We start from the raw sequence: 19,148 nt of genomic DNA on the forward strand, positions 1-19,148 counted from the left end.
TATCCACGAGGTATTGAAATGGAACTGCGGCATCTTCGCTATTTTGTCGCTGTGGCCGAGGAACGCAATTTCACACGCGCGGCGAAGCGACTCAATATGGCCCAACCGCCGTTGAGCCGTCAGATACAGCAACTTGAAGAGCTGCTTCAGGTACAGCTATTCCAGCGCGACTCACGCCCGTTGCAGTTAACGGAGACGGGCAAGTTCTTTTACGCTCATGCCCTCCAGTTGCTGGCTCAGACGTCCGATCTCGAATCCATGACGAGACGCGTAGGCAACATTGAGCGCAGCCTCTCTATAGGTTTCGTTGGCTCGACCTTGTACGGAATGCTGCCCAAAATCATCCGGCGATTCCGCGACGAGAACACCACAGTCGAACTCAGCCTCCACGAGATGTCGACGATGGACCAGATCAGAGCGCTGAAAAGCGGTCAAATCGATGTCGGGTTCGGCCGCATTCGGCATGAGGAAGCAAACATCCGTCGGGTGATTCTTCGCGAAGAGAAGATGATTGTTGCACTCCCGGAGGGCCATCCACTCTCACTGGTCAAGCCCATCCTCGCTCTCAGCGACCTGGTCAACGAGACCCTGATTATTTTCCCTAAGGCCCCGCGACCCAGTTATGCGGACCAAGTACTGTCGGCATTCAAGGACCGCGGTCTCAAGCCTCGCCGGATATACGAAGTACGAGAATTGCAGATTGCTCTAGGCCTCGTGGCGGCGGGCGAAGGAATTTCCGTCGTTCCGAGTAGCGTTTACGGTCTGAAGCGAGACGATGTGAGCTACAAGGAACTTGACGACCCGACTTTGGTTTCGCCAATCATCATGAGCATGCGTGCGCTCGACGAGTCGCGCGACATTCGGGAAATGCTCGAACTCATCTATCGGCTGTATGAGGAGGAAGGCATCCCCTATGCAGCCCGCAACGATTTCGGCCGGTGACACACGCCATACCTCGAGGGTATGGCACTAGACGTCGATGGTGTTGGACATGCGGTTGCTGAGCACGCAATACTTCAGCAACCCTTCAACTCCAACATTCCAGGTATGAACGCCCAAATCACATCCGTCGAAACCGTTCTGGTTGACCTCCCAACCATTCGCGCGCATCAGCTAGCAATGGCGACAATGCAGCAACAAACGTTGGTCGTCGTTCGTCTGCGCTCGAGCGACGGCATCGAGGGTATTGGCGAAGCCACCACGATCGGCGGTCTGTCGTACGGCGAAGAAAGCCCCGAAGGTATCAAGCTGACCATCGACACCTACCTGGCACCGGCACTTGTTGGGCAGGACGCGACCAACGTCAACCTCGCAATGCTCAAGCTGAATAAGGTTGCGCGGGGAAACCGGTTTGCAAAATGTGCAATCGAGACGGCCTTGCTGGACGCGCAAGGCAAGCGCCTGGGCGTCCCTGTTTCGACTCTTCTTGGCGGCGCTGTCCGCAACACACTTCCGGTGCTCTGGACGCTCGCGAGCGGCGATACACAACGAGACATCGAGGAAGCAGAAATGCTCCTCGCCGAGCGTCGCCACAACACTTTCAAATTGAAGATTGGTCGGCGTAGCGTTCGTGATGACGTAGCTCACGTGTCGAAAATCAAGTCCGCGCTTGGCGACCGCGCCAAGGTTACTGTCGACGTGAATCAGGCGTGGAATGAGGTTGACGCAACGCTCGGAATCCATGCGCTCGAAGCTGCTGGCATTGACCTCATCGAGCAACCTACGCCGCGTGAGCAACGTGGGGTACTCGCCAGACTTTCCGCGCGCTTCATCGTGCCCATCATGGCTGACGAAGCTGTGACGGGACCGGAGGACGCTCTTGAACTCGTACGTGACGCATGCGCGGACGTGTTCGCGTTGAAGATTGCGAAGTCCGGTGGGATTTACGGAATGATGCGCGCGGCCGCTATCGCGGATGCGGCCGGCGTAGCGCTGTACGGCGGCACGATGCTGGAGGGCAGCATTGGGTCGATTGCGTCGGCACATGGATTCAGCGCGCTTCCGCAACTTGCGTGGGGTACTGAGCTGTTCGGGCCACTCTTACTGAAAGACGATATTGTCACCGCAAGACCGCAGTATCGGGATTTCGACCTTCATCTGCCAGAAGGACCGGGGCTAGGCCTGCAAATCGACGAAGAAAAGCTCGCTTTCTATCGTCGCGACAAAAAATAATTGAGCGCGCAGTCGTTCCAGCATCAAACACACCGGCTCATTCCAACGGTGTGCTGCTGAACCTGAGAGACCCGACTTTTAAAATGAGAGACACATGCTTTATCTCGTAAGAATGGATGTGCATCTGCCAAACGATATGCCGATGGCTCAGGCTGATGAAATCAAGGCCCGCGAGAAAGCCTACTCGCAGGAGCTTCAACGTCAGGGCAAATGGCAGCAACTGCATCGCGTGGTCGGTGAATATGCCAACTACAGCATTTTCGATGTCGAGTCCAATGACGAACTGCACACTATTCTCTCTGGCCTGCCACTGTTTCCGTATATGACGATGAAGGTGACTGCGCTCGCACGTCACCCATCCTCCATCCACTAAAGCCTTCCGGATGCCATGCATCGCGATAACGAAGGTACGCTATTGTCCGCCGCTCCAATGGGGCGCTGGTCCGTGTCGGCAGTCACCGCAGGGCTGCTCGCCGTCATTATTTCTTACGCCGGACCGCTTGCAATCTTCTTCCAGGCGGCGCGTAGTGCCCATGTTGGCAATGACGTCGTCGCGTCCTGGGTCTGGGCAATTTCTATGGGCGCCGCAGTCTCCGGCATAACATTAAGTTGGTGGCTTAAGCAGCCCATCATAACGGCCTGGTCTGCGCCCGGAACCGCGTTGCTTGTTTCGCTCTTTCCTGGCATGCCTGTGAGCGAGGCAATCGGCGCATATATCATCGCCGGTGCGTGCATTTTCGTGCTTGGCGTGTCCGGGTTGTTTGACCGGATAGTGAAGCGCATACCGAAAGGGATAGCCTGCGCGATGATGGCAGGCATTCTCTTTCAGTTCGGCACTAATGTATTCAAGTCGGTAGCAAACACTCCTTGGCTTGCGCTGGGAATGCTCGCGAGTTACATCGTTTTCCGTCGATGGGCCGCGCGCTACTGCCTCATCCTGGTTCTGGCGTTCGGTTGTGCGCTCGCTGTGGCACTCGGTTTGACGAATCTGCAGTCGGTAAGTCTGCACGTTACCCGTCCCGTGTTCACAATGCCAACCTGGTCCTGGCAGTCAACCGTGAGTCTGGCGGTCCCGCTGGTTATCGTGAGCTTGACTGGCCAATTCCTGCCCGGCTTCGCTATCTTGCGGGTATCCGGTTATCAGACGCCGAGTCGCCCGGTTCTCGTGGGGACCAGCCTGGCGTCGATTCTGGTCGCGTTCGCCGGTGGCATAACGATTGTCATCGCAGCAATCACCGCGGCCTTGTGCACCGGTCCCGACGCGCATCGTGACCCGGAGCGCCGCTACGTCGCAGGTATCGCGAATGGGCTCTTCTACCTGATAGGTGGCGTCTTCGCGGGGACGGTCGTCATGCTGTTTGCAGCCCTCCCCAACGCCTTCGTTGCAGTGCTCGCAGGCCTTGCTTTGCTCGGTGCTATTGCGACGAACATAGTCGGGCTGGTGCAAGACGACGCCCATCGCGAAGCGTCATTCATCACATTCATCGCCACAGCTTCCAACATGAGCTTTCTAGGTCTCGGTGCGGCGTTCTGGGGTATCGTCCTGGGCACGTTGGCTCATCTGGTTCTCGGAAGAACCGGTCATAAGCGTTGAGGAATGGCTTTGTCATCAGTGCATGTCAGGTCAAACATTTTCCGACACAGCCCGGCGTTGAAGTGGCGGAACGGGTGCTCATCGGAACCCTATCTGAGTAAGTGGCGAGAGGTCCGCAAGCCTCTTGAGGGAAGTCGCGAACGACACTCTCATGGGGCCGGAATCGGAACCGCAGCAAGACCTTGTCCGAAGGAACCGCAATTGAACGCGATGATGCAAAGCAAAAACAATCGGCAGCTTTTTACCTATCTGCCGGTTCGGCGAAAGACTCGATATGTCACGTGATGACATGGCCAAGGAAACTCGCCGCTGGGGCCTGAGCGTCTCGAACAGGCACGCTATCCGCAATGCAGATGCCGAAATTTCCAATCTCGAGAAAGCGCTAGCTGCAGACGGAACGCACTCGGTTTTCGCTCAGACTTACTGGCGGCGGCGTCTGTATGAAATTCACGAAATGCCGGGGCTGGGACCTGCTCAACGTATCAAGCTGGAAAAGCTTCTCAGTATCCTGGAGGGGCACGAGAAGCGGATGAAATAGCAAGCGAAACTGCTGTGCGGCTCCTGGCGCCGGGTCGGCACGGCAGCTGAAAGGCGCAGCGGCCGATCATTGGCATCAAGTAGAACGGCGCCATGCATTTGACCTGAAAGGCCCAATGGCCTGAATGCCTCCAAAGGCGTCGGGATAATTCATACGCAGCGTTGCTAGCGCGATTTGCGTAGCGCGCCACCAGTCCTCTGGGTCCTGTTCCGACCAGCGGCTCTTCGGCCTCGAGATTTCCAGCGGATAGCGCGCGGTGCCGACGACGTGTCCATCGCTGGCCAACAGGAGGACCTCCAGTTCGGTCGTGCCAAGGTCAATGCCGAGGAACATTACACAAACCCAAACTGTCTCTTGCCCATATTTGCCTAGAGGTCGAAGTTGGTAGGCATCAAAACAACGTCGCGAATGGTCAGGCCGCGTTGCCGCGTCAACATGAACATGATTGCGTCCGCCACCTCGCTAGCCTCAATCAGGCTTCCGGATTCTTTGGCTTCTTTCAGTTTTTCTTCTGGCCAGTCGGCAAGTAGCGCGCTGATGACCGGGCCGGGCGATACAGAACCGACGCGAATTCCGTGTTTGAAAACCTGCCGTCGCACCGTTTGTACAAAGCAGTTAATCGCCCATTTGGAAGACGCATAAACCGGCTCCCACGGCGTTGGAAAGTGAGCCGCTAAAGAACTGGTCACCACAATATCGCCGGTCCGACGAGCAATCATGTGGGGCAGCACGTCGTGAACGTTTTTCATCACGACATTGACGTTGAGATTCAGCATCCGGTCAATCGCTGCCGTATCCGCGTCCACCAGTTCACCGCCGACATACGTGCCTGCGTTCGCATGCAGGATGTCGATTTGTCCTGCGATGTCCAGCACGCGCGGTACGAGCGTCGAGCAGGCTGTCGCGTCAAGCAAATCCACGACCAGCGGAATCGCCGCATCGCCGCGTTTCCTGCAGATTGCATTCAATGCGGCTTCGTCGCGGTCGACCAGCACAACACGGGCACCAGCCGATAACATCGCCTCGGTGCTGGCCAAGCCTATGCCTGAAGCAGCGCCAGTGACAACAGCGACCTTGCCTTGCAGTTCCCCGGCCATTTCCTCATCCTCTCCTGTTGGCGCTCGTCGCAGACTTGCTGCGGTAGCAATCTCCCCGGGTAACCTGCCCCCCGTGGCGTCCGTAGTCGACATTGAACGCGGCTTCATCTTTCCACCCTTGCGCCGCCAAAGGCGCTATCCGCCTTGCGATCGCAGCAGGGGTGCGAGTCGACCGTTGCAAAACCACAAGCGAGCAACTGCTCAGTTGGTGAGCAAATAATCAGCTGTAGGGCTAGCGCTGTCAAGGCGATTTCGAGAGGGGAAAACCCGATGGCCGGCGGGTGAACGATGTTTATTTGTCTGTCGCCAAGAGTGCGTGGGCCTCCGCAAAAGGAGGTACGTCGCTCATCGACTGCCCGGCGCCGCGAGTCAATCCGCCAAAGCTATGCGGTTGCACGTGAGGCGTCTTGCCATCAGATGACGAGAGGAAAACTCTCCTGAATCGCGGACTGGACCTTGACCACCGCAGAATCGCGCATTGAGCTAGTCCGCCAGGCAAGTACGATGGGATAAATCGGGAGTTTTACCGGGCACTCGACAAGCGTCAGCCCGGTCAATCTGGAAATCGCCAGGGCCGCATGCCTCGGAATGGTCGCGACCGCACGGGAGCCCTTCAGCAGATGCGGCAGGGAAGCAAAATGTGTTGTTGAGGCTATGACGTTACGCCTTCGGCCGAGTGCCGACAGCCCCTCATCCACGATCCCTACCACCCCTCCCGAGGAGACGAGAATGTGTCCCCGAGACACGTATTCGTCAAGCGTCAGAGTAGACGCCGCGCGGCGTTTCTCATCCAGGAGACACGCGTAATCGCCTTCACCAACAACTCGATGATTGAGCCCTCGGCCGGACGGTGCACCCGCAAACAACGCGAGGTCCATTTCGCGATTTGCCAGTGCGTCGCCGACGATCTGGCTATGGGTTTGCCGGAATATGAGCCTTAGTCCCGGCGTGCTCTGCGCCATGCGTTCAATCAATTGTCGTCCCACAGCAATCTCAAAGTCGTCGGACAGCCCAACCGAAACTGAGCGGCCGTGAAACGAGGTCGCCTCGGGCCAAGCGATAGCGACGGTCTGACGGCACTTGCCGAGCGCTTCGCTCACCAGCGGTTTCAGCTCTTTTGCACGGGATGTGGGCGCAAGACCCCGTCCGGTGCGTACGAACAGGGTGTCGGAGAACACTTCGCGCAGCCGTCCGAGCGCCGCACTCACTGCGGATTGGGTGAGATTGAGCCGAATTGCAGCCCGGCTTGCGCCGCCTTCCTCGAACAAAGCTTCAAACACCTTGAAGAGGTTCAGGTCGACAGCATCGATATCAATGTTGTTCATATCAGATAGTGGCGATATGTGTTCACACGATTTTACTTCCGGGCAAAGATGCAGACACAAACGTTCATCAAGGAAAACACCATGTCCAGGTCAAAAGTCGCCGCGCTACAAATCGGTTCGTCTGCAGCAGGAAAAGCCCAGACCCTGCAGCACATCCTCTCTTTCGAAGCGCAGATTCGCGCCTCCGGCGCCAAGCTCGTGGTCATGCCTGAGGCGTTGTTGGGCGGCTATCCTAAGGGTGAAATTTTCGGGACGCGTCTTGGCTATCGATTGCCGGAAGGTCGCGAGGCTTTCGCGCGGTACTACGACAATGCCATTGACGTGCCGGGCGAGGAAACTCAAGCGCTCGCTGACCTCTCGGCTAAGTGCGACGCTTCAATCGTCATTGGGGTCATCGAGCGGGATGGAAACACGCTCTACTGCACGGCGCTGTTCTTTAATCCCGGAGAGGGATTAGTGGCGAAGCACCGCAAGCTGATGCCTACCGGCACAGAACGGCTTATCTGGGGCCAGGGAGACGGCTCGACGCTGCCCACGGTCAAAACGGGAGCCGGCATCACCGGTGCGGCTATCTGCTGGGAAAATCACATGCCATTGCTGCGCACCGCCATGTACGCCAAGGGCGTTCAAGTCTGGTGCGCTCCCACGGTCGATGAACGCGACATCTGGCAATGCTCAATGCGGCACATCGCTCACGAAGGTCGATGCTTTGTCATCAGCGCATGTCAGGTCCAGCCTTCTCCGGCGCAGCTTGGAGTAGATGTTCCGGGTTGGGACGAGAACCGACCGCTCATCAACGGTGGCAGCCTCGTCGTGGGTCCGCTGGGAGAGGTGCTCGCGGGACCGCTGCACGGCGAAGCGGGTCTTGTCGTCGCAGAAATTGATACGGCCGAGCTAACGCGCGCCAGATACGACTTCGATGTCGTCGGCCATTACTCCCGCCCAGACGTGTTCTCGCTGTCAGTCGATGAGCGTCGCAAGCGCACTGTGAATTTTTCAGCCGCCCCTGACTGAGCCAAATATCGAGGTCCAAGGCCAGATTTATGTGCCTTCTCCCCAACGGAACCCGATGGATAGTTTTCAACACCGCCCTCCCCGCCCTGCTCCACTGCATTGAGCAGTATGTCAACTCGACGAGAACATGCCGAGCCGACGAATCGAACGACGCACGCCTAAGTGAAGGTCACGCGCGCGCGGCGCGTCGGCAGAATCAACGGCGTCGAATTTAAGCTTGCAGGACAGTTCCCATGGCCGGTCGGTCTGTCCTTCCGACCTTGGTTTTGCCGCGCGCCTGGCGCTCACCTGATACCGTAGAGATAGTCCGCGTTTTCAAGGGAGAAGCACTGCCGGTACCTGATGCTAGCCATGTTGCCGTCATCACAGGCTCATGGGCCATGGTGACGGACTGTCTTCCGTGGAGCGAAATGACGGCCGAGTGGATTCGCGATGCGATGACTATAGACATGCCCATTTTCGGCGTTTGCTACGGCTATCAACTGATGGCGCATGTGCTGAGCATCGTAGTCGACTATCACCAAAAATTGCGATAGTTAGGACGTCAGACGATAGGTTTGTTGCCTGCCGACGGCGCATCGTTCTTACCTGCACTCGGTAAATTTGCCCCCGCATCTTTTGCATCCGATGGGCAACCTTTCCGACGTTCGACGAAGAAAGCCCGACCTCTCGAGCCTCGTTCTGGCCAGGCTGTCTCGGGCGGTTTTCACTTCCCCCAGTGTCCTCAGTGCTCTCAGCAGAAGAAAGCAAACCTTTACCTCAGTGCTCGCTTAATTGAGGATGTGGTGGACCGCTTTCTGCACTCGTCGCCACCAGGTTCCTGATACGCCTTGGCCACTGACGATCGTTCGGCTCATAGCCTCTTCGTCGTCGCATTTGACATCGCTGGTTGCATCGCTCAAAGCGACGTTGTCAAAGCCGCCAGCTACGGAAGCGTATGCTGCTGGATATCACCTGGAGACGACCATGGCGCTTACCGGCAAGACGATATTCATGTCAGGCGGCAGTCGCGGTATCGGACTTGCCATTGCACTCCGGGCGGCACGTGACGGTGCGAACGTCGTGATTGCAGCGAAGACGGCCGACCCGGACCCGCGGCTTGACGGCACGATACATACGGCGGCCGCTGCCGTGGAAGCTGCCGGCGGAAAGGCGCTTCCGCTTGTCGTCGACATTCGTGATGAAGAACGCGTAAAGGCTGCGGTTGCCAAGGCCGTTGACGTGTTCGGCGGCATCGACATACTCGTGAACAATGCCAGCGCCATCCGGCTGACGGGAACGCTGGATACGCCGGTCAAGCGGTACGACCTGATGCACGGGGTGAACGGCAGGGGCACGTTTGTCTGTGCTCAGGCCTGCCTGCCTCACCTCCTCGATTCGCCGAATCCACACATCCTTACGCTGTCGCCTCCGCTGGTCACGGACCCCAAGTGGTTCAAGGACTTCCCGGCATACGCCATCGCAAAGTACACGATGAGCCTGTTCACGCTGGCGCTAGCTGGTGAGTTCAAGGACCGTGGCGTCGCTGTAAATTCGCTGTGGCCAAGAACCGCGATTGCGACGGCGGCCGTGCGAAACGAGATCGGTGGCGCGGATATGATTGCTACGTGTCGCAAACCGGAGATAGTTGCCGACGCGGCCTACTTTATCCTGACACGCCCATCCAGGGAGTGCTCGGGAAATTTCTTTCTCGATGACGAAGTACTATTGGCAGCTGGCGTCCGGGACTTCTCTCAATACGACGTCCAGGCTGGGGCCGCATTGCAAGCTGATTTTTTTGTCGATGCCTTGCCGGGCATGCTACCGGCGGACAATATGATAAAGCCTGCCAAGCCCTCGTGAGATTCGCTGGCCACACGACAGCCGGCTGTCAACCTGATGCAGCAGACCCGGCGGCCCGCGGAAACTGTCCATAGCCGCGTAGCAATGAGCCCGAAGGCGACATAGACTTGCGTGAGAAAACCACTAACGCGTAGGAGGAAACGATTCATTTCTCCAGGAGACGGTCCAGTTCTCGACGGTCGTGGGTTGCACTTCACGCAAAGGAACGGGTGAGTCAACGGTCTACGTTATCGGCAACATCTATTCGAGAAATGTTGGATGCAGGTCGATGCGTGTTGCTTGGGGAGGTTCCGCCCAACCGCCGCTGCTACCTCATTTACAGCAAAGCAGACGACCGCTGTTTTGTCGTTGTACAGGACATCGGCAACTGGGCTGTCGTTACAGTTCTGCCACTCTGGATGTGGAACAACGGCGATTTGTCGGAAAGCTCGCCTCAGGCAGAAGAGGCTCGCAGGCTGGCGCTCGAACCACGCTCACGCCGGCCAAAACGAGAAGATTTCGGGTATCAGTCGCGACGGCGGACCGGCCTGTTCAGGCGTAGACGATAAGCCCGCCTGGAGCTTAACGACTCTCGCCGACGCCCCCACCCTCCACGTCGCACGCTCGTGGCCTTTTATGACACATCTCGCACAGCCAATGCCTCAAGCAAGGCGCTGAGCGCCTCATCACATGCGGGCGCGAGCAATCAAAAGGACGTGCCCTGTCCGCATTCACGAACAGCACATAACTGCAAGAAGAACGATCCGCCTCGGCGGACCATTCTTCGCGCGACCGCGAAAGCGCTTTGGTATCAGATCGGTTGAATGTTGGCCGCCTGCTTGCCCTTCGGTCCTTGCTTGACCTCAAAGCTCACCTTTTGCCCCTCCTGAAGGGACTTGAAGCCCTCCGCCTTCACTTCCGAAAAATGAGCAAACAGGTCTTCGCCGCCATCGTCTGGTGTAATGAAGCCAAAGCCCTTCGCATCGTTAAACCACTTCACAGTACCGGTTGCCATGATTGTTTCCAAAATTGAAATAGGCCGCGTTATGCAGACGCCATCGGCCGCGTCGTAGATATGTTCAATGTCTCGGGAGACGGAGTGTCACGGTCCACTGCGACTGAAGTAGTCCCGATTGGGCGATGCCTACCGAAAAAGATACACCGCCCTGCGCAAACCATATGCCAGCTTGTAGCGGCGCACAATTGGTGTCTTTCCGACTGATAGCTGACCAGGTTGGACCGCTCATCGCGGACGACTCCCGAAACGTACCAGGTAATGATTTGTTTGCAGGTACGCCCGGCATCCCCTCAAAGCTCGCGAGACAAAGGCAACCTCGGTCTTCACCCGCGATTAGCGAGACGTCCTTTACCACCTTTTTACTTGCTGCAGGGTTTCAAGACCCCCTAAAATTTCGGGATTGTCAGACTGAGGACAGATGCGGTGGGCAATCGATGTCGTCGATTTCCGGACAGTTTCACTGCCCGACCGACGGGACGTCCGCGCCCGCTTTTTTTTCGAGCCTCCGTCTTGCCAGCAGGCAGACATTGCGCGCCGCGGTGACGCTCTCTGTGCACCTCAATTGGCGCCATATGGCCGCAGCGATTGCGTGCGTCCGCATCGCACCGCGTCGTAACGCGTCAACTCGCGGCTGCGTTCGTTAACACCTTTTCGAATCACTCACGTGGGCGGACGCGTACCCCCTCACCAAGACACGAGAAGCCTATGCATGCAGACAACGCCGCACTTGCAGCGGAATACCAGCAGTACCTTGGCGAAGCCGAGAGATGGTTCCGTCACGCGAAGGAAGCGACACACGCCGGGGTTGACACAAAGAGCGCCCGGGGAGTCGCAACGGGATACACCGGCGAGCCATATGGCCCACTGGCAGTGTTCAACGAATGGGCCGACCGGCAGTTCGCGAAGCAACTCGCGCCAGGCTATTTTGACGCCGCGAATCTGAGCGACCGTGCCGCGTTCGACGTTTGGCAGGCAGACATGGTGCGAGATATTCGCGCCCATTGGTCAAGGAAGCGCGCGTCCGAAACGCGCGGCAAGACCCATCAAGTCGAATTCCCACCCCTGCCGTTTCTGCAAGCTTCGCGGCTGGCCAACAGTTTCATCAAGGCGTTGCGCGTTAAATGCAATAAGCGGCCACACGTACTCGAGGCGATTTTTGCCAACGGACACGTGGTGCTGGACGCGCCGACGTTGGGCGTGCTTCGCGACCTGAACACGAAACTTTCTGAGTACAACCTGCTGCAGAGCGAGGACGAAGTCCAGCAAAGCTATCGCTCGATTCAACAGCGCGCGCGAGACTTCTGTGCGGAGTATGGCGGCTCTCCATTGCTGTTCGATGTCTTCGCGCGTAACAAGCGGCCGGACCTTGAAGGCAAAGACCTGGACTCCCGGTCTCCTCAAGTTGGGCGGTCGCGAGGTCGGGCTCACGCCTTAATCTGTTGAAGCATCGCCTTTGCTTCGGCGAGCGTCCTATTCTGTGGCTTGTCGTTCGTGGCTCCGTTTAACAGCCTCTGGAACACTCGCCACTTCACCCCGATGAAATACCTGATGCCGTGCTGCGGGTGCTGGGCCCTAACTGATTTGATACCTGGCCATACCCGCTCGGACAGAAAAAGCAGCCGCAACCGGATGGCACGCAATGAACCAGCAAAATAGAGCTGTAAAGAGTAGCCGGGGTACACACGAGCCTGTTACGCAGGCAATGCTTTTGCGGTGCTACGCCGCGCTGGATGCCATTCGCCGGGGGTACGGTTCGCGCGAACTGGTTGCCACGCTTGGTCGATATCTCCTGATCGCTGGGGAGCTTTGCCATCTCGGACACCAGTCAGACGCAATCGGGCGCATAGCAGCGGCACGGGCGGCGGTGGTAAGGATGGATGCCACTGAACAGCAGGACCGCGTATGGCGTATAGACGATGCCGACTACTCGCGGCTTTGCGTCGCATTCGCAATTCTGGACGACCAACTATCCGTAGCGTCACTGGACGATATCGCGAAGGCAGAGACAAGCATTGCTGAAGGCTTGCTCGGAGCCGAACGCGAACCGGTCGTCGTAGAGCCGATTTGACGTCCAGACAGGAAACAGACTTTGCAGCTCCTGTCACCTCCCCTGAAGGCACTGACCACGCCCTTCACCCTTGTCTGACAAGACTGCGCCCGCCATTTGCCGATGAATTCCTCATGGTCTTCCTGTGCCAACAGATTGCCTCCTTGCGCGTAGCACCACACGCCTGACTTGCGCTCAACTCAAGCGAGACAAAGGCAACTACGGTGTTCGTGCGGTGTTGGCAAGACGTTCTTTACAACCTTTTAACTTGCCGCTGGGATTGACGCCCGACTAGAATCCCATGAACGTCAAAAAAGGACTGATGCCTTGGACAATCGATGTTGTCGATTCTCGGACAGTACCGCTGTCTGACCCGCAGGACGTCGCGCACTTTTCTCTCAGCCGCCGTCTTGCCAGCAGGCAGACGGTGCGCGCCGTAGTTACTTTCTCTGTGCACATGCAATAACGCCATACGGATGCCGCATTTGCGCGCGTTCGCGTGGCGCCACGTCGCGAGCGTCAAGTCTCGACTGCGCTCATTCGCGCCATCTGGATTCACTGCCGCGACCGCGTGCATGAGCACATGCGCACGATAAGGCTTCGCCGTGCCGGACAGTGACACTTATCGCGTATGCCGTCTCAGTTTTATCTTTTTAGTGAAGCGAGTCGACGCTCCTCGTCGCGCGCATAGTGTGCCCGACTTCTGCGTCTGCTGGCTTTCCACGAACCGCATTAAGCTCGTCTTGGAGAAATATGATGAACTTCGGCCTCCTCGTTTCACAACTTCCCCACGTCCAGGAATCGCGCGTCCACTACGACACCATGCTCGCAATACACGCCAGCAGACCGCATAAGTTTGTTGCGTTCTGGCAGCGTCTTAAAGCTCTCTTCTCGCAGCTTTCAGCGCTCTTCCGGCATCCATGAGAAACCCACACGCGAGTCAGCATAGTCGGGGACTGCAACTTTCAAATACGTGTTGACGCCCGGACGTCGTCGCGACGATGACATGCTTGCAGTCAACTGAAATGCAACGAGCGAAGCGTTTCCGACAAAACAGAAGGCTCGCCATGAAGGCTATTGAACACGACTGCACTTCCGGAGAACCGCTGCGCCTGAGTGCGCATGAAATTGCTACGCTGCTGCTGCTACTTCATGCACCCGTCGATTTGATTGCAGCGACACCAGACGTGATTTCGCTTCGGGAAAGCGAGTTGGTTCATCTGGTCGAGTCGAAGCAAGGCCAAACTATGTTCGCGATTACGGACAAAGGAAACGCCGTGCTGCGGATACTGGGCGCGCGATGAGCAACGGCGCGGGCGCAAGCCCGACGCTTCCTTATCAAGTCTTGAGATGATGCCGCGGCAACCGGGCCGTACAGTAATCGGTTCAATATCGAATATGACCAACAGAAAAATCGTTCAACTACTCCACGTACAGAGCGATAACCGTGTTTTTGTGGATATGGCTGACGACGAGGACAATCCGTGCTTGTCATGTGGTGCGTGTTGCCAGCACTTTCGGGTGTCGATGTATATGGGTGAGATGGCGAGTTCACCGGGCGGCACGGTACCGGATGAACTCGTGCGTGCTGTCAATCCAGTCATCGTTTGCATGAAGGGAACGGAGACTGGCAATGGACGCTGCATCGCTCTGCGAGGGGTAGTCGGCAAGCCTGGCATCAAGTGCGGGATATACCATCTGCGGCCTACGCCATGCCGCGAATATCGCGTGTGGCTCGAGGATGGAACACCCAACCCCGATTGTCAGCGACTGCGAAAGGATAACGGACTAATGCCCCTGAAACACCGGTCTGCTGTTCCCGGCGTCACGGAATGGTGAGTGGCGGGACATGGCGTGCTGTTTCTCTACGAAACTTAACGGACAATTCTAGCCCGCCTGCCGGGCAGCGCCGTGTGTGTTGCAGTGTTCGCATTGCCGCGAGAGAAAGTACGATTTTCTCGTCCTTTCTCCCCACGCCTCGCGTGATGCGTCGTTCCGCGCTGGCGTGACCTTTCCAGACACAGGAAGACCTATGCGTGTCCTGATAGTCCGCGCAACCGGACTGCTCGGCAAGGAGGTCGTCCGCCTGCTCTCGCCCGAACACCAGGTCATAGGCGCCCGCCGTACAGGCTCGGACTTGTCCGTTGACCTCGCTGACAAATCCGGCCACAGTCAGACGGTTTGAACAGGTTGGACCGCTCAGCCGGGCCAACTCCTTTTTCGTCGCCCTGTTGACCATTCCCGTTCGCGAACGATGCGCAATGCGCTCGCCGACCCGTCAACCGTGAGACCAGCTACTATCATTCATAGGGGCGCAATCAACGGAGATACTTCAATGGATGACCGATTCGATAGACGAGAACTGCTGCTTCACCTCGGGGACATACTCGAAGCTTTGAGCTGTTTGACCAAGGCAGGTCGGCCGGATGCGCCGGTGGCTCAACTTGCGAAGGAGCAGGATTCGTTCCAGGAATTTGGGTACCTCCGGGCGCTCGCCCCGAAAATGACGGTGACCGAGTTCAGCGCACGCGTCGCGAGCGCGTTCTTCCTGTGGCCAAAGGAGCTGCTCGAGTCCGAACTCAACCGCAATGCGCTGGCGTCAACCGTTCAGCATGACCTCTTTGATGGCAACCCTGACGGCTGGAAGGAATACGTCGTCCACGTCCAGAAGAAGGTGACGTGGTTTGGGACCGGGCTTCCCGAGTTAAAAACGAGCGTCTCGGACGAATCCGCGCACGTTGCCACTGAAGAAGCGAGTCCGGTCGAAGCGTCGGTCAAGGCCGCGCCGTCTGTGGAGTGGGATACGCCCGACGAGAAGAAGGGTTGGCCTTGGCCGCAGCCGGGGTCGACGTCCTGACACGCAATGGCTCACCGCATCTGACTCAGATTCCAGGTTCCCGAGCGCCCGAACTTCGCACCACCGACAGCACTGTCAACGAGAAAAGCCCTGACAATCAATTTTCGGAAGGCACTCTACCAACCCCGTCACGCTTCCACGGACGCCCTCCTCTCGGGTGATTTCCGCAGCAACACAGGTTGCCGAGCTGATGGCCTCGGCGGCGCTGACGACTTCTGCCCGATCCCCGAACTCATCAGACGGGAAGAGCGTAATTTTGCGAGCATGCCGGAGCCGAGTCCGACCTTCACGCCCTCACGCAACATGAGCGTAAGTGCCTCTCGACACCTGCGGAGCGAGCTCCGTCAATATCGCGAGCGACTCGGCGGGAAAACCTGCCGCCGGTCCCTTGTTTCGCGAGATGGACAGGTGTCGCCAGCGTGGGGCGACGGTCTTCCTTTATCCTGCTTACTGCTGGCTATTCGCCGTCGCCTTCCAGTTTCCGAAGCACCTCCGTGATGACCTTGTGTGTCGTCTCGAGGTCCTTCACCTGAAGTCCTTCCGCAAGGTTATTGACCCATGGCACCTGCAGGTGCATCGCATCCCCGAGCGCCTGCATCCCCTTGTCCGTCAGTACGACAAGGGCCGCCCGTCGGTGGTGCGGATTGACTTCAAAAGAAACGAGGTCCTCCGCCGCCAGGTCGTTGACGATGCGCTGAACATTCTGGCGGTGCGCTCCGATATCGCGCGCAAGCCACGCGACCGGCTGCGGCCGCTCAGCTGCGGCGATAGTGCCAAGAATCTGCCAGCGGGCACTCGTCAAGCCGACCTCGGCGACAAGTCGGTCTCCCGCCGAGAGTAGCCGGTTGTTGAGCCGAAACAGGTCGAGAATCATATCGGACAAGGCTGTTCCGGCAGGCGTTCGCTTAGGTTTAGGCATCTGTCACCATATTCTGAATATGGTGTAACGATTTCACATTGACATCATAATGTCAATGTGAAATCGTTACACCATCACAACCATCGATTGAAGGAGTCCGCCATGCTCATTCGCCCGCTTGACCCTGCCTTTCCAATAGAACGTCAGGTCGCAATCGATGCCTCTCCCGTGGTTTTGATGAACGTCTTTACGCTGGAAAAGGCCGACGAGTCGTCGTTCCTCAAAGTATGGCAAGACGACGCAGAATTCATGAAGCGTCAGCCGGGCTTCATCTCCACCCAACTGCACCGTGCGGTTGGCGAGAGTCCGACGTATCTTAATTACGCCGTCTGGGAATCCACCGCCCATTTCCGGGCTGCGTTCACGGACCCTGAGTTCAGGGCCAAAGTCTCGGCCTATCCGTCGTCGGCCGCTGCTACCCCGCATCTGTTCCAGAAAATTGCGGTGCCAGGCATCTGCGTCGCGTAATCGAACGAGAGGTTGCCGGAAGCGGCAAGGGGGCACGGAATACGACCGGCACGCCTGCGTGTATGTTTGCGACGGTCGGCCCCGGACGCCGCGTGTCAACGCGATAGCGCGACTGCCCCAGTTTGGCGAGCGCAGCACACACTGCCCCAGCACCCGTCAAGCCTGGCGCGGCGCGTCGTCCTGCTCGGTCGTGCTTAACGGCTGCGATCAATCGGGGCGCCATCTCTCCCAAAAGTAAGGGGCGTCGCAAACGGCATCGCCTTTCGACTGGTGACACTGCGGCCGACGAAGGATAGCCCCTGTTTACGCCCTCGGCAGAGTGTGCAAGTATCCCTTCCAGCACATAGTACGGATACTCTTGCTCTCTCGCGAGGTGCAGAATGGACTGGAGGTTCTGGAAGACCGTGAAGCGCCTCGAGGAGGCGCGCGACTGGCCCACCGATACGCATGAATCGATACGGCAGCTCCTGAGCATGTATCAGGGCGCCACAACACCGCCGTTCGCGAGCTGGGCCGCGCCCGGCATTGCGTTCACACCCGACATCGAACCCACCGCCCGAAACGGTGTCAAGGGCTACCAGCTTGCCCTCTGGTTCTGGCTGTTTGCTGAGAAGCACGGCACTATCGCGGCGAGGATGGCACGCGAAACTTTCTGCCTGCTTGCCGACGCGGCGCAGCCGTCGTCGGGACACACCATTGATTCCCTCCTCGACCTGGAAAACCGCCTGGCGCATTCTGTCGAGGCAATTTCCGCTGAACAGCGCACCTTCAGACAGGAAGGCCTGTCCGTGGAACTGCCGATGGAATTCTTTCTGGCCACAGGCACCCTCAGGCTCACGCCCGATTCACCCTATACGGGCAATGCGAGCGTCCCCTTGAACGGAAATGACTACAAGCTGGCAGACTGCTTTCGCCATGCAACAGAGGAAGCGCTGGCTGTTTTCCGGCCGATGATTCAGGCGGTCGACTTTGACGCGAAATTGCTGCCCAACTGGAAATGGAGCGACCGGCCGGGCGCGGTAGAGCGACATCTACAGCGGCGCCACAGCAATCCACTCTTCCCCCTGCACCGTCAATTGGTGACGGCCCACGACGTCCATGAAGCGCGTCTTGCCGATAACCAGGCCCTTCAGGACATCCGCAACGAGTTCAATGAGGTTCGCCAGACATTCTCCCAAACGCAGGAGTTGCCGTTGAACTGGCAGCCATTCCTTGAAGGTTATCGGGACTACGTGGACAGGCTCGATGAGCGTCGCCTTGTAGCGGGTGGGCAGAACTCGCCGCTTGGTGAAGCAATAGCGGCGCTGCGGGCCGACATCCTGGCGGCGTGGCGCTCTGAGATCCAGAAGAACCGGCATAGCCTCGCCACGCTCGAGCAGGACGAAGCGCGAAAGGCCGAACGGCGTGTGCTTCTGTACGGATGCGACTGGACCGCTCAGCTGTTGAGCCACGGCTCCCTGATACCGCCGGAGGAAGTTGTTCCCGCCCTGCTAAGCGAATCTCCTCCTGAACTTGAGAAAGCGGTGACCGGCCTGCAGGCAGAGCCGCGCCTGCATGAGACGCTCGCACACTGCAAGGCAGCTGCACATCGGCTCGTGAGCGACCTTCGAGCGGCAGGTCACAACTTTCCCGATATGAGCGACAAACTCCGCATCCTGGACGGACCCGCGGAGCAGGTGCCGGTTTGACGTTTCTCATCGCATACGTTATCCGACTGGTTCCCTTGCGTGACTCAAACAGTCACGCAAGACACCTCACTCGGGTTGCAGAAGCGCCATCGATTCCGTCATGTTCTGTCGCATGTAATCGAGGAATCGCTTCTGGAACAGCATCGTATGCTCGTGCGCGAGTTTTTCAGCGGCATCAGCATGCTTGCGCGCAATCGCATCAATCATGTCTGCATGGTCACGCCCCAGCTTCGTTGCCGTTGGCGACGATACCGTGAAATCAAAGTGAAGGTGCAGGAGCGGCTGCCCTTCACCAGGCAGCCGCTCGTAGTACCCAACGAAGTAGGGATTGTTAGCTGCATGCGCGATGGCCATATGCAGCGCCTTGTTCGTTTCGGACATGGCGTTGAAGTCGCCACTGTCAACCGCCTGCATATAAACGTCATCCGCCTTCTGAATACGCAGGAGAGGTCCGCTTCCGTCCGGTGCAACGCTGCAAGGCGCGTCACTGCACGCGGGATGAGGTCCAGCTCCGACACATACTTCGGGAATTCGTAGCCACGACGGGAGCCTCCGGACTCTCACTCGACACGCCGCGGAGGCAAACCAGG

General features: G+C 58.0%; 20 protein-coding genes and 1 pseudogene. 15 read left to right on the forward strand and 6 right to left on the reverse strand.

Annotated elements, in window-relative coordinates:
* Positions 1 to 18: 18 nt before the first annotated feature.
* The 5 genes from C2L64_RS29850 (at position 19) to C2L64_RS29870 (ending at position 4,304) form a co-directional block, all read left to right on the forward strand.
* Positions 19 to 942, forward strand: a complete 924-nt coding sequence (locus C2L64_RS29850; RefSeq protein ID WP_007581044.1) for a LysR family transcriptional regulator — start codon at positions 19 to 21, stop codon at positions 940 to 942.
* 105 nt (positions 943 to 1,047) lie between these two features.
* Positions 1,048 to 2,172 carry a muconate/chloromuconate family cycloisomerase gene (locus C2L64_RS29855; protein WP_007581046.1) on the forward strand — a complete coding sequence of 375 codons (1,125 nt, stop codon included), beginning with the start codon at positions 1,048 to 1,050 and terminating at the stop codon, positions 2,170 to 2,172.
* A gap of 94 nt (positions 2,173 to 2,266) precedes the next feature.
* A complete protein-coding gene (gene catC / locus C2L64_RS29860) occupies positions 2,267 to 2,545 on the forward strand; it encodes a muconolactone Delta-isomerase (protein WP_007581047.1) in 279 nt (92 codons plus the stop codon).
* 15 nt (positions 2,546 to 2,560) lie between these two features.
* Positions 2,561 to 3,766, forward strand: a complete 1,206-nt coding sequence (locus C2L64_RS29865; protein WP_051058169.1) for a benzoate/H(+) symporter BenE family transporter — start codon at positions 2,561 to 2,563, stop codon at positions 3,764 to 3,766.
* 289 nt (positions 3,767 to 4,055) lie between these two features.
* The gene (locus C2L64_RS29870) at positions 4,056 to 4,304 is read left to right on the forward strand and encodes a hypothetical protein (protein WP_236674222.1); all 249 of its coding nucleotides are present in this window, start codon (positions 4,056 to 4,058) and stop codon (positions 4,302 to 4,304) included.
* 53 nt (positions 4,305 to 4,357) lie between these two features.
* Here the strand turns inward: C2L64_RS29870 and C2L64_RS29875 are convergent.
* The 3 genes and pseudogenes from C2L64_RS29875 to C2L64_RS29885 all read right to left on the reverse strand — a co-directional run.
* Positions 4,358 to 4,637, reverse strand: a pseudogene (locus C2L64_RS29875) (FGGY family carbohydrate kinase); the annotation flags it as partial.
* Between the two features lie 35 nt (positions 4,638 to 4,672).
* Entirely contained in the window at positions 4,673 to 5,401 is a 729-nt protein-coding gene (locus tag C2L64_RS29880) for an SDR family oxidoreductase (protein WP_007581053.1), read from the reverse strand.
* A 413-nt stretch (positions 5,402 to 5,814) separates the two neighbouring features.
* Positions 5,815 to 6,726, reverse strand: coding sequence for a LysR family transcriptional regulator (locus C2L64_RS29885; protein WP_007581054.1), 912 nt, complete (start codon positions 6,724 to 6,726; stop codon positions 5,815 to 5,817).
* 81 nt (positions 6,727 to 6,807) lie between these two features.
* Between C2L64_RS29885 and C2L64_RS29890 the strand changes: the two genes are divergently transcribed.
* The 3 genes from C2L64_RS29890 to C2L64_RS29895 all read left to right on the forward strand — a co-directional run bounded on the left by C2L64_RS29890 (position 6,808) and on the right by C2L64_RS29895 (position 9,582).
* Entirely contained in the window at positions 6,808 to 7,740 is a 933-nt protein-coding gene (locus tag C2L64_RS29890; protein ID WP_007581056.1) for a carbon-nitrogen hydrolase family protein, read from the forward strand.
* Positions 7,741 to 7,973: 233 nt separating this feature from the next.
* Positions 7,974 to 8,276, forward strand: coding sequence for a glutamine amidotransferase-related protein (locus tag C2L64_RS53455; protein ID WP_007581058.1), 303 nt, complete (start codon positions 7,974 to 7,976; stop codon positions 8,274 to 8,276).
* Positions 8,277 to 8,706: 430 nt separating this feature from the next.
* On the forward strand, positions 8,707 to 9,582 hold the full coding sequence (locus C2L64_RS29895; RefSeq protein ID WP_007581059.1) for an SDR family oxidoreductase: 876 nt from the start codon (positions 8,707 to 8,709) through the stop codon (positions 9,580 to 9,582).
* A 790-nt stretch (positions 9,583 to 10,372) separates the two neighbouring features.
* Here the strand turns inward: C2L64_RS29895 and C2L64_RS29900 are convergent.
* Positions 10,373 to 10,576 carry a cold-shock protein gene (locus C2L64_RS29900; protein ID WP_007581066.1) on the reverse strand — a complete coding sequence of 68 codons (204 nt, stop codon included), beginning with the start codon at positions 10,574 to 10,576 and terminating at the stop codon, positions 10,373 to 10,375.
* A 708-nt stretch (positions 10,577 to 11,284) separates the two neighbouring features.
* Here C2L64_RS29900 and C2L64_RS29905 point away from each other — a divergent pair.
* The 5 genes from C2L64_RS29905 to C2L64_RS29935 all read left to right on the forward strand — a co-directional run bounded on the left by C2L64_RS29905 (position 11,285) and on the right by C2L64_RS29935 (position 15,483).
* Positions 11,285 to 12,022 carry a hypothetical protein gene (locus C2L64_RS29905; protein ID WP_007581067.1) on the forward strand — a complete coding sequence of 246 codons (738 nt, stop codon included), beginning with the start codon at positions 11,285 to 11,287 and terminating at the stop codon, positions 12,020 to 12,022.
* Positions 12,023 to 12,218: 196 nt separating this feature from the next.
* The gene (locus C2L64_RS29915; RefSeq protein ID WP_039900319.1) at positions 12,219 to 12,647 is read left to right on the forward strand and encodes a hypothetical protein; all 429 of its coding nucleotides are present in this window, start codon (positions 12,219 to 12,221) and stop codon (positions 12,645 to 12,647) included.
* Between the two features lie 1,046 nt (positions 12,648 to 13,693).
* Positions 13,694 to 13,930, forward strand: a complete 237-nt coding sequence (locus C2L64_RS29920; protein WP_007581072.1) for a hypothetical protein — start codon at positions 13,694 to 13,696, stop codon at positions 13,928 to 13,930.
* A 94-nt stretch (positions 13,931 to 14,024) separates the two neighbouring features.
* Positions 14,025 to 14,465 (forward strand): YkgJ family cysteine cluster protein, encoded by a 441-nt coding sequence (locus tag C2L64_RS29925; protein ID WP_007581074.1) that lies wholly within the window; start codon positions 14,025 to 14,027, stop codon positions 14,463 to 14,465.
* A 496-nt stretch (positions 14,466 to 14,961) separates the two neighbouring features.
* Positions 14,962 to 15,483, forward strand: a complete 522-nt coding sequence (locus tag C2L64_RS29935) for a hypothetical protein (RefSeq protein ID WP_007581078.1) — start codon at positions 14,962 to 14,964, stop codon at positions 15,481 to 15,483.
* Between the two features lie 457 nt (positions 15,484 to 15,940).
* On the opposite strand, the gene C2L64_RS29940 is transcribed toward C2L64_RS29935, so the two are convergent.
* Positions 15,941 to 16,357: a MarR family winged helix-turn-helix transcriptional regulator gene (locus C2L64_RS29940; protein WP_007581080.1), complete on the reverse strand. Its 417-nt coding sequence runs from the start codon at positions 16,355 to 16,357 to the stop codon at positions 15,941 to 15,943.
* Positions 16,358 to 16,504: 147 nt separating this feature from the next.
* On the opposite strand from C2L64_RS29940, the gene C2L64_RS29945 reads away from it, so the two are divergent.
* Together C2L64_RS29945 and C2L64_RS29950 are read left to right on the forward strand one after the other, a co-directional pair.
* Positions 16,505 to 16,870 (forward strand): antibiotic biosynthesis monooxygenase family protein, encoded by a 366-nt coding sequence (locus C2L64_RS29945; RefSeq protein WP_007581081.1) that lies wholly within the window; start codon positions 16,505 to 16,507, stop codon positions 16,868 to 16,870.
* 380 nt (positions 16,871 to 17,250) lie between these two features.
* Positions 17,251 to 18,558 carry a hypothetical protein gene (locus C2L64_RS29950; RefSeq protein WP_007581082.1) on the forward strand — a complete coding sequence of 436 codons (1,308 nt, stop codon included), beginning with the start codon at positions 17,251 to 17,253 and terminating at the stop codon, positions 18,556 to 18,558.
* 66 nt (positions 18,559 to 18,624) lie between these two features.
* On the opposite strand, the gene C2L64_RS29955 is transcribed toward C2L64_RS29950, so the two are convergent.
* Positions 18,625 to 18,972 carry an FCD domain-containing protein gene (locus C2L64_RS29955; RefSeq protein ID WP_007581083.1) on the reverse strand — a complete coding sequence of 116 codons (348 nt, stop codon included), beginning with the start codon at positions 18,970 to 18,972 and terminating at the stop codon, positions 18,625 to 18,627.
* Between the last annotated feature and the right edge of the window lie 176 nt (positions 18,973 to 19,148).

The sequence above is a fragment of the Paraburkholderia hospita genome (assembly GCF_002902965.1).
Taxonomy (GTDB): domain Bacteria; phylum Pseudomonadota; class Gammaproteobacteria; order Burkholderiales; family Burkholderiaceae; genus Paraburkholderia; species Paraburkholderia hospita.

Bases quoted from the DNA above. Each gene is read 5' to 3' on its own strand.
- C2L64_RS29890 (WP_007581056.1), top strand. From the start codon at position 6,808: ATGTCCAGGTCAAAAGTCGCCGCGCTACAAATCGGTTCGTCTGCAGCA.
- C2L64_RS29900 (WP_007581066.1), bottom strand. From the start codon at position 10,576: ATGGCAACCGGTACTGTGAAGTGGTTTAACGATGCGAAGGGCTTTGGC.
- C2L64_RS29945 (WP_007581081.1), top strand. From the start codon at position 16,505: ATGCTCATTCGCCCGCTTGACCCTGCCTTTCCAATAGAACGTCAGGTC.
- catC (WP_007581047.1), top strand. From the start codon at position 2,267: ATGCTTTATCTCGTAAGAATGGATGTGCATCTGCCAAACGATATGCCG.
- C2L64_RS29855 (WP_007581046.1), top strand. From the start codon at position 1,048: ATGAACGCCCAAATCACATCCGTCGAAACCGTTCTGGTTGACCTCCCA.
- C2L64_RS29955 (WP_007581083.1), bottom strand. From the start codon at position 18,972: ATGCAGGCGGTTGACAGTGGCGACTTCAACGCCATGTCCGAAACGAAC.
- C2L64_RS29950 (WP_007581082.1), top strand. From the start codon at position 17,251: ATGGACTGGAGGTTCTGGAAGACCGTGAAGCGCCTCGAGGAGGCGCGC.
- C2L64_RS29895 (WP_007581059.1), top strand. From the start codon at position 8,707: ATGGCGCTTACCGGCAAGACGATATTCATGTCAGGCGGCAGTCGCGGT.
- C2L64_RS29850 (WP_007581044.1), top strand. From the start codon at position 19: ATGGAACTGCGGCATCTTCGCTATTTTGTCGCTGTGGCCGAGGAACGC.
- C2L64_RS29915 (WP_039900319.1), top strand. From the start codon at position 12,219: ATGAACCAGCAAAATAGAGCTGTAAAGAGTAGCCGGGGTACACACGAG.
- C2L64_RS29925 (WP_007581074.1), top strand. From the start codon at position 14,025: ATGACCAACAGAAAAATCGTTCAACTACTCCACGTACAGAGCGATAAC.
- C2L64_RS29880 (WP_007581053.1), bottom strand. From the start codon at position 5,401: ATGGCCGGGGAACTGCAAGGCAAGGTCGCTGTTGTCACTGGCGCTGCT.
- C2L64_RS29920 (WP_007581072.1), top strand. From the start codon at position 13,694: ATGAAGGCTATTGAACACGACTGCACTTCCGGAGAACCGCTGCGCCTG.
- C2L64_RS53455 (WP_007581058.1), top strand. From the start codon at position 7,974: ATGGCCGGTCGGTCTGTCCTTCCGACCTTGGTTTTGCCGCGCGCCTGG.
- C2L64_RS29940 (WP_007581080.1), bottom strand. From the start codon at position 16,357: ATGATTCTCGACCTGTTTCGGCTCAACAACCGGCTACTCTCGGCGGGA.
- C2L64_RS29905 (WP_007581067.1), top strand. From the start codon at position 11,285: ATGCATGCAGACAACGCCGCACTTGCAGCGGAATACCAGCAGTACCTT.
- C2L64_RS29865 (WP_051058169.1), top strand. From the start codon at position 2,561: ATGCATCGCGATAACGAAGGTACGCTATTGTCCGCCGCTCCAATGGGG.
- C2L64_RS29935 (WP_007581078.1), top strand. From the start codon at position 14,962: ATGGATGACCGATTCGATAGACGAGAACTGCTGCTTCACCTCGGGGAC.
- C2L64_RS29885 (WP_007581054.1), bottom strand. From the start codon at position 6,726: ATGAACAACATTGATATCGATGCTGTCGACCTGAACCTCTTCAAGGTG.
- C2L64_RS29870 (WP_236674222.1), top strand. From the start codon at position 4,056: ATGGCCAAGGAAACTCGCCGCTGGGGCCTGAGCGTCTCGAACAGGCAC.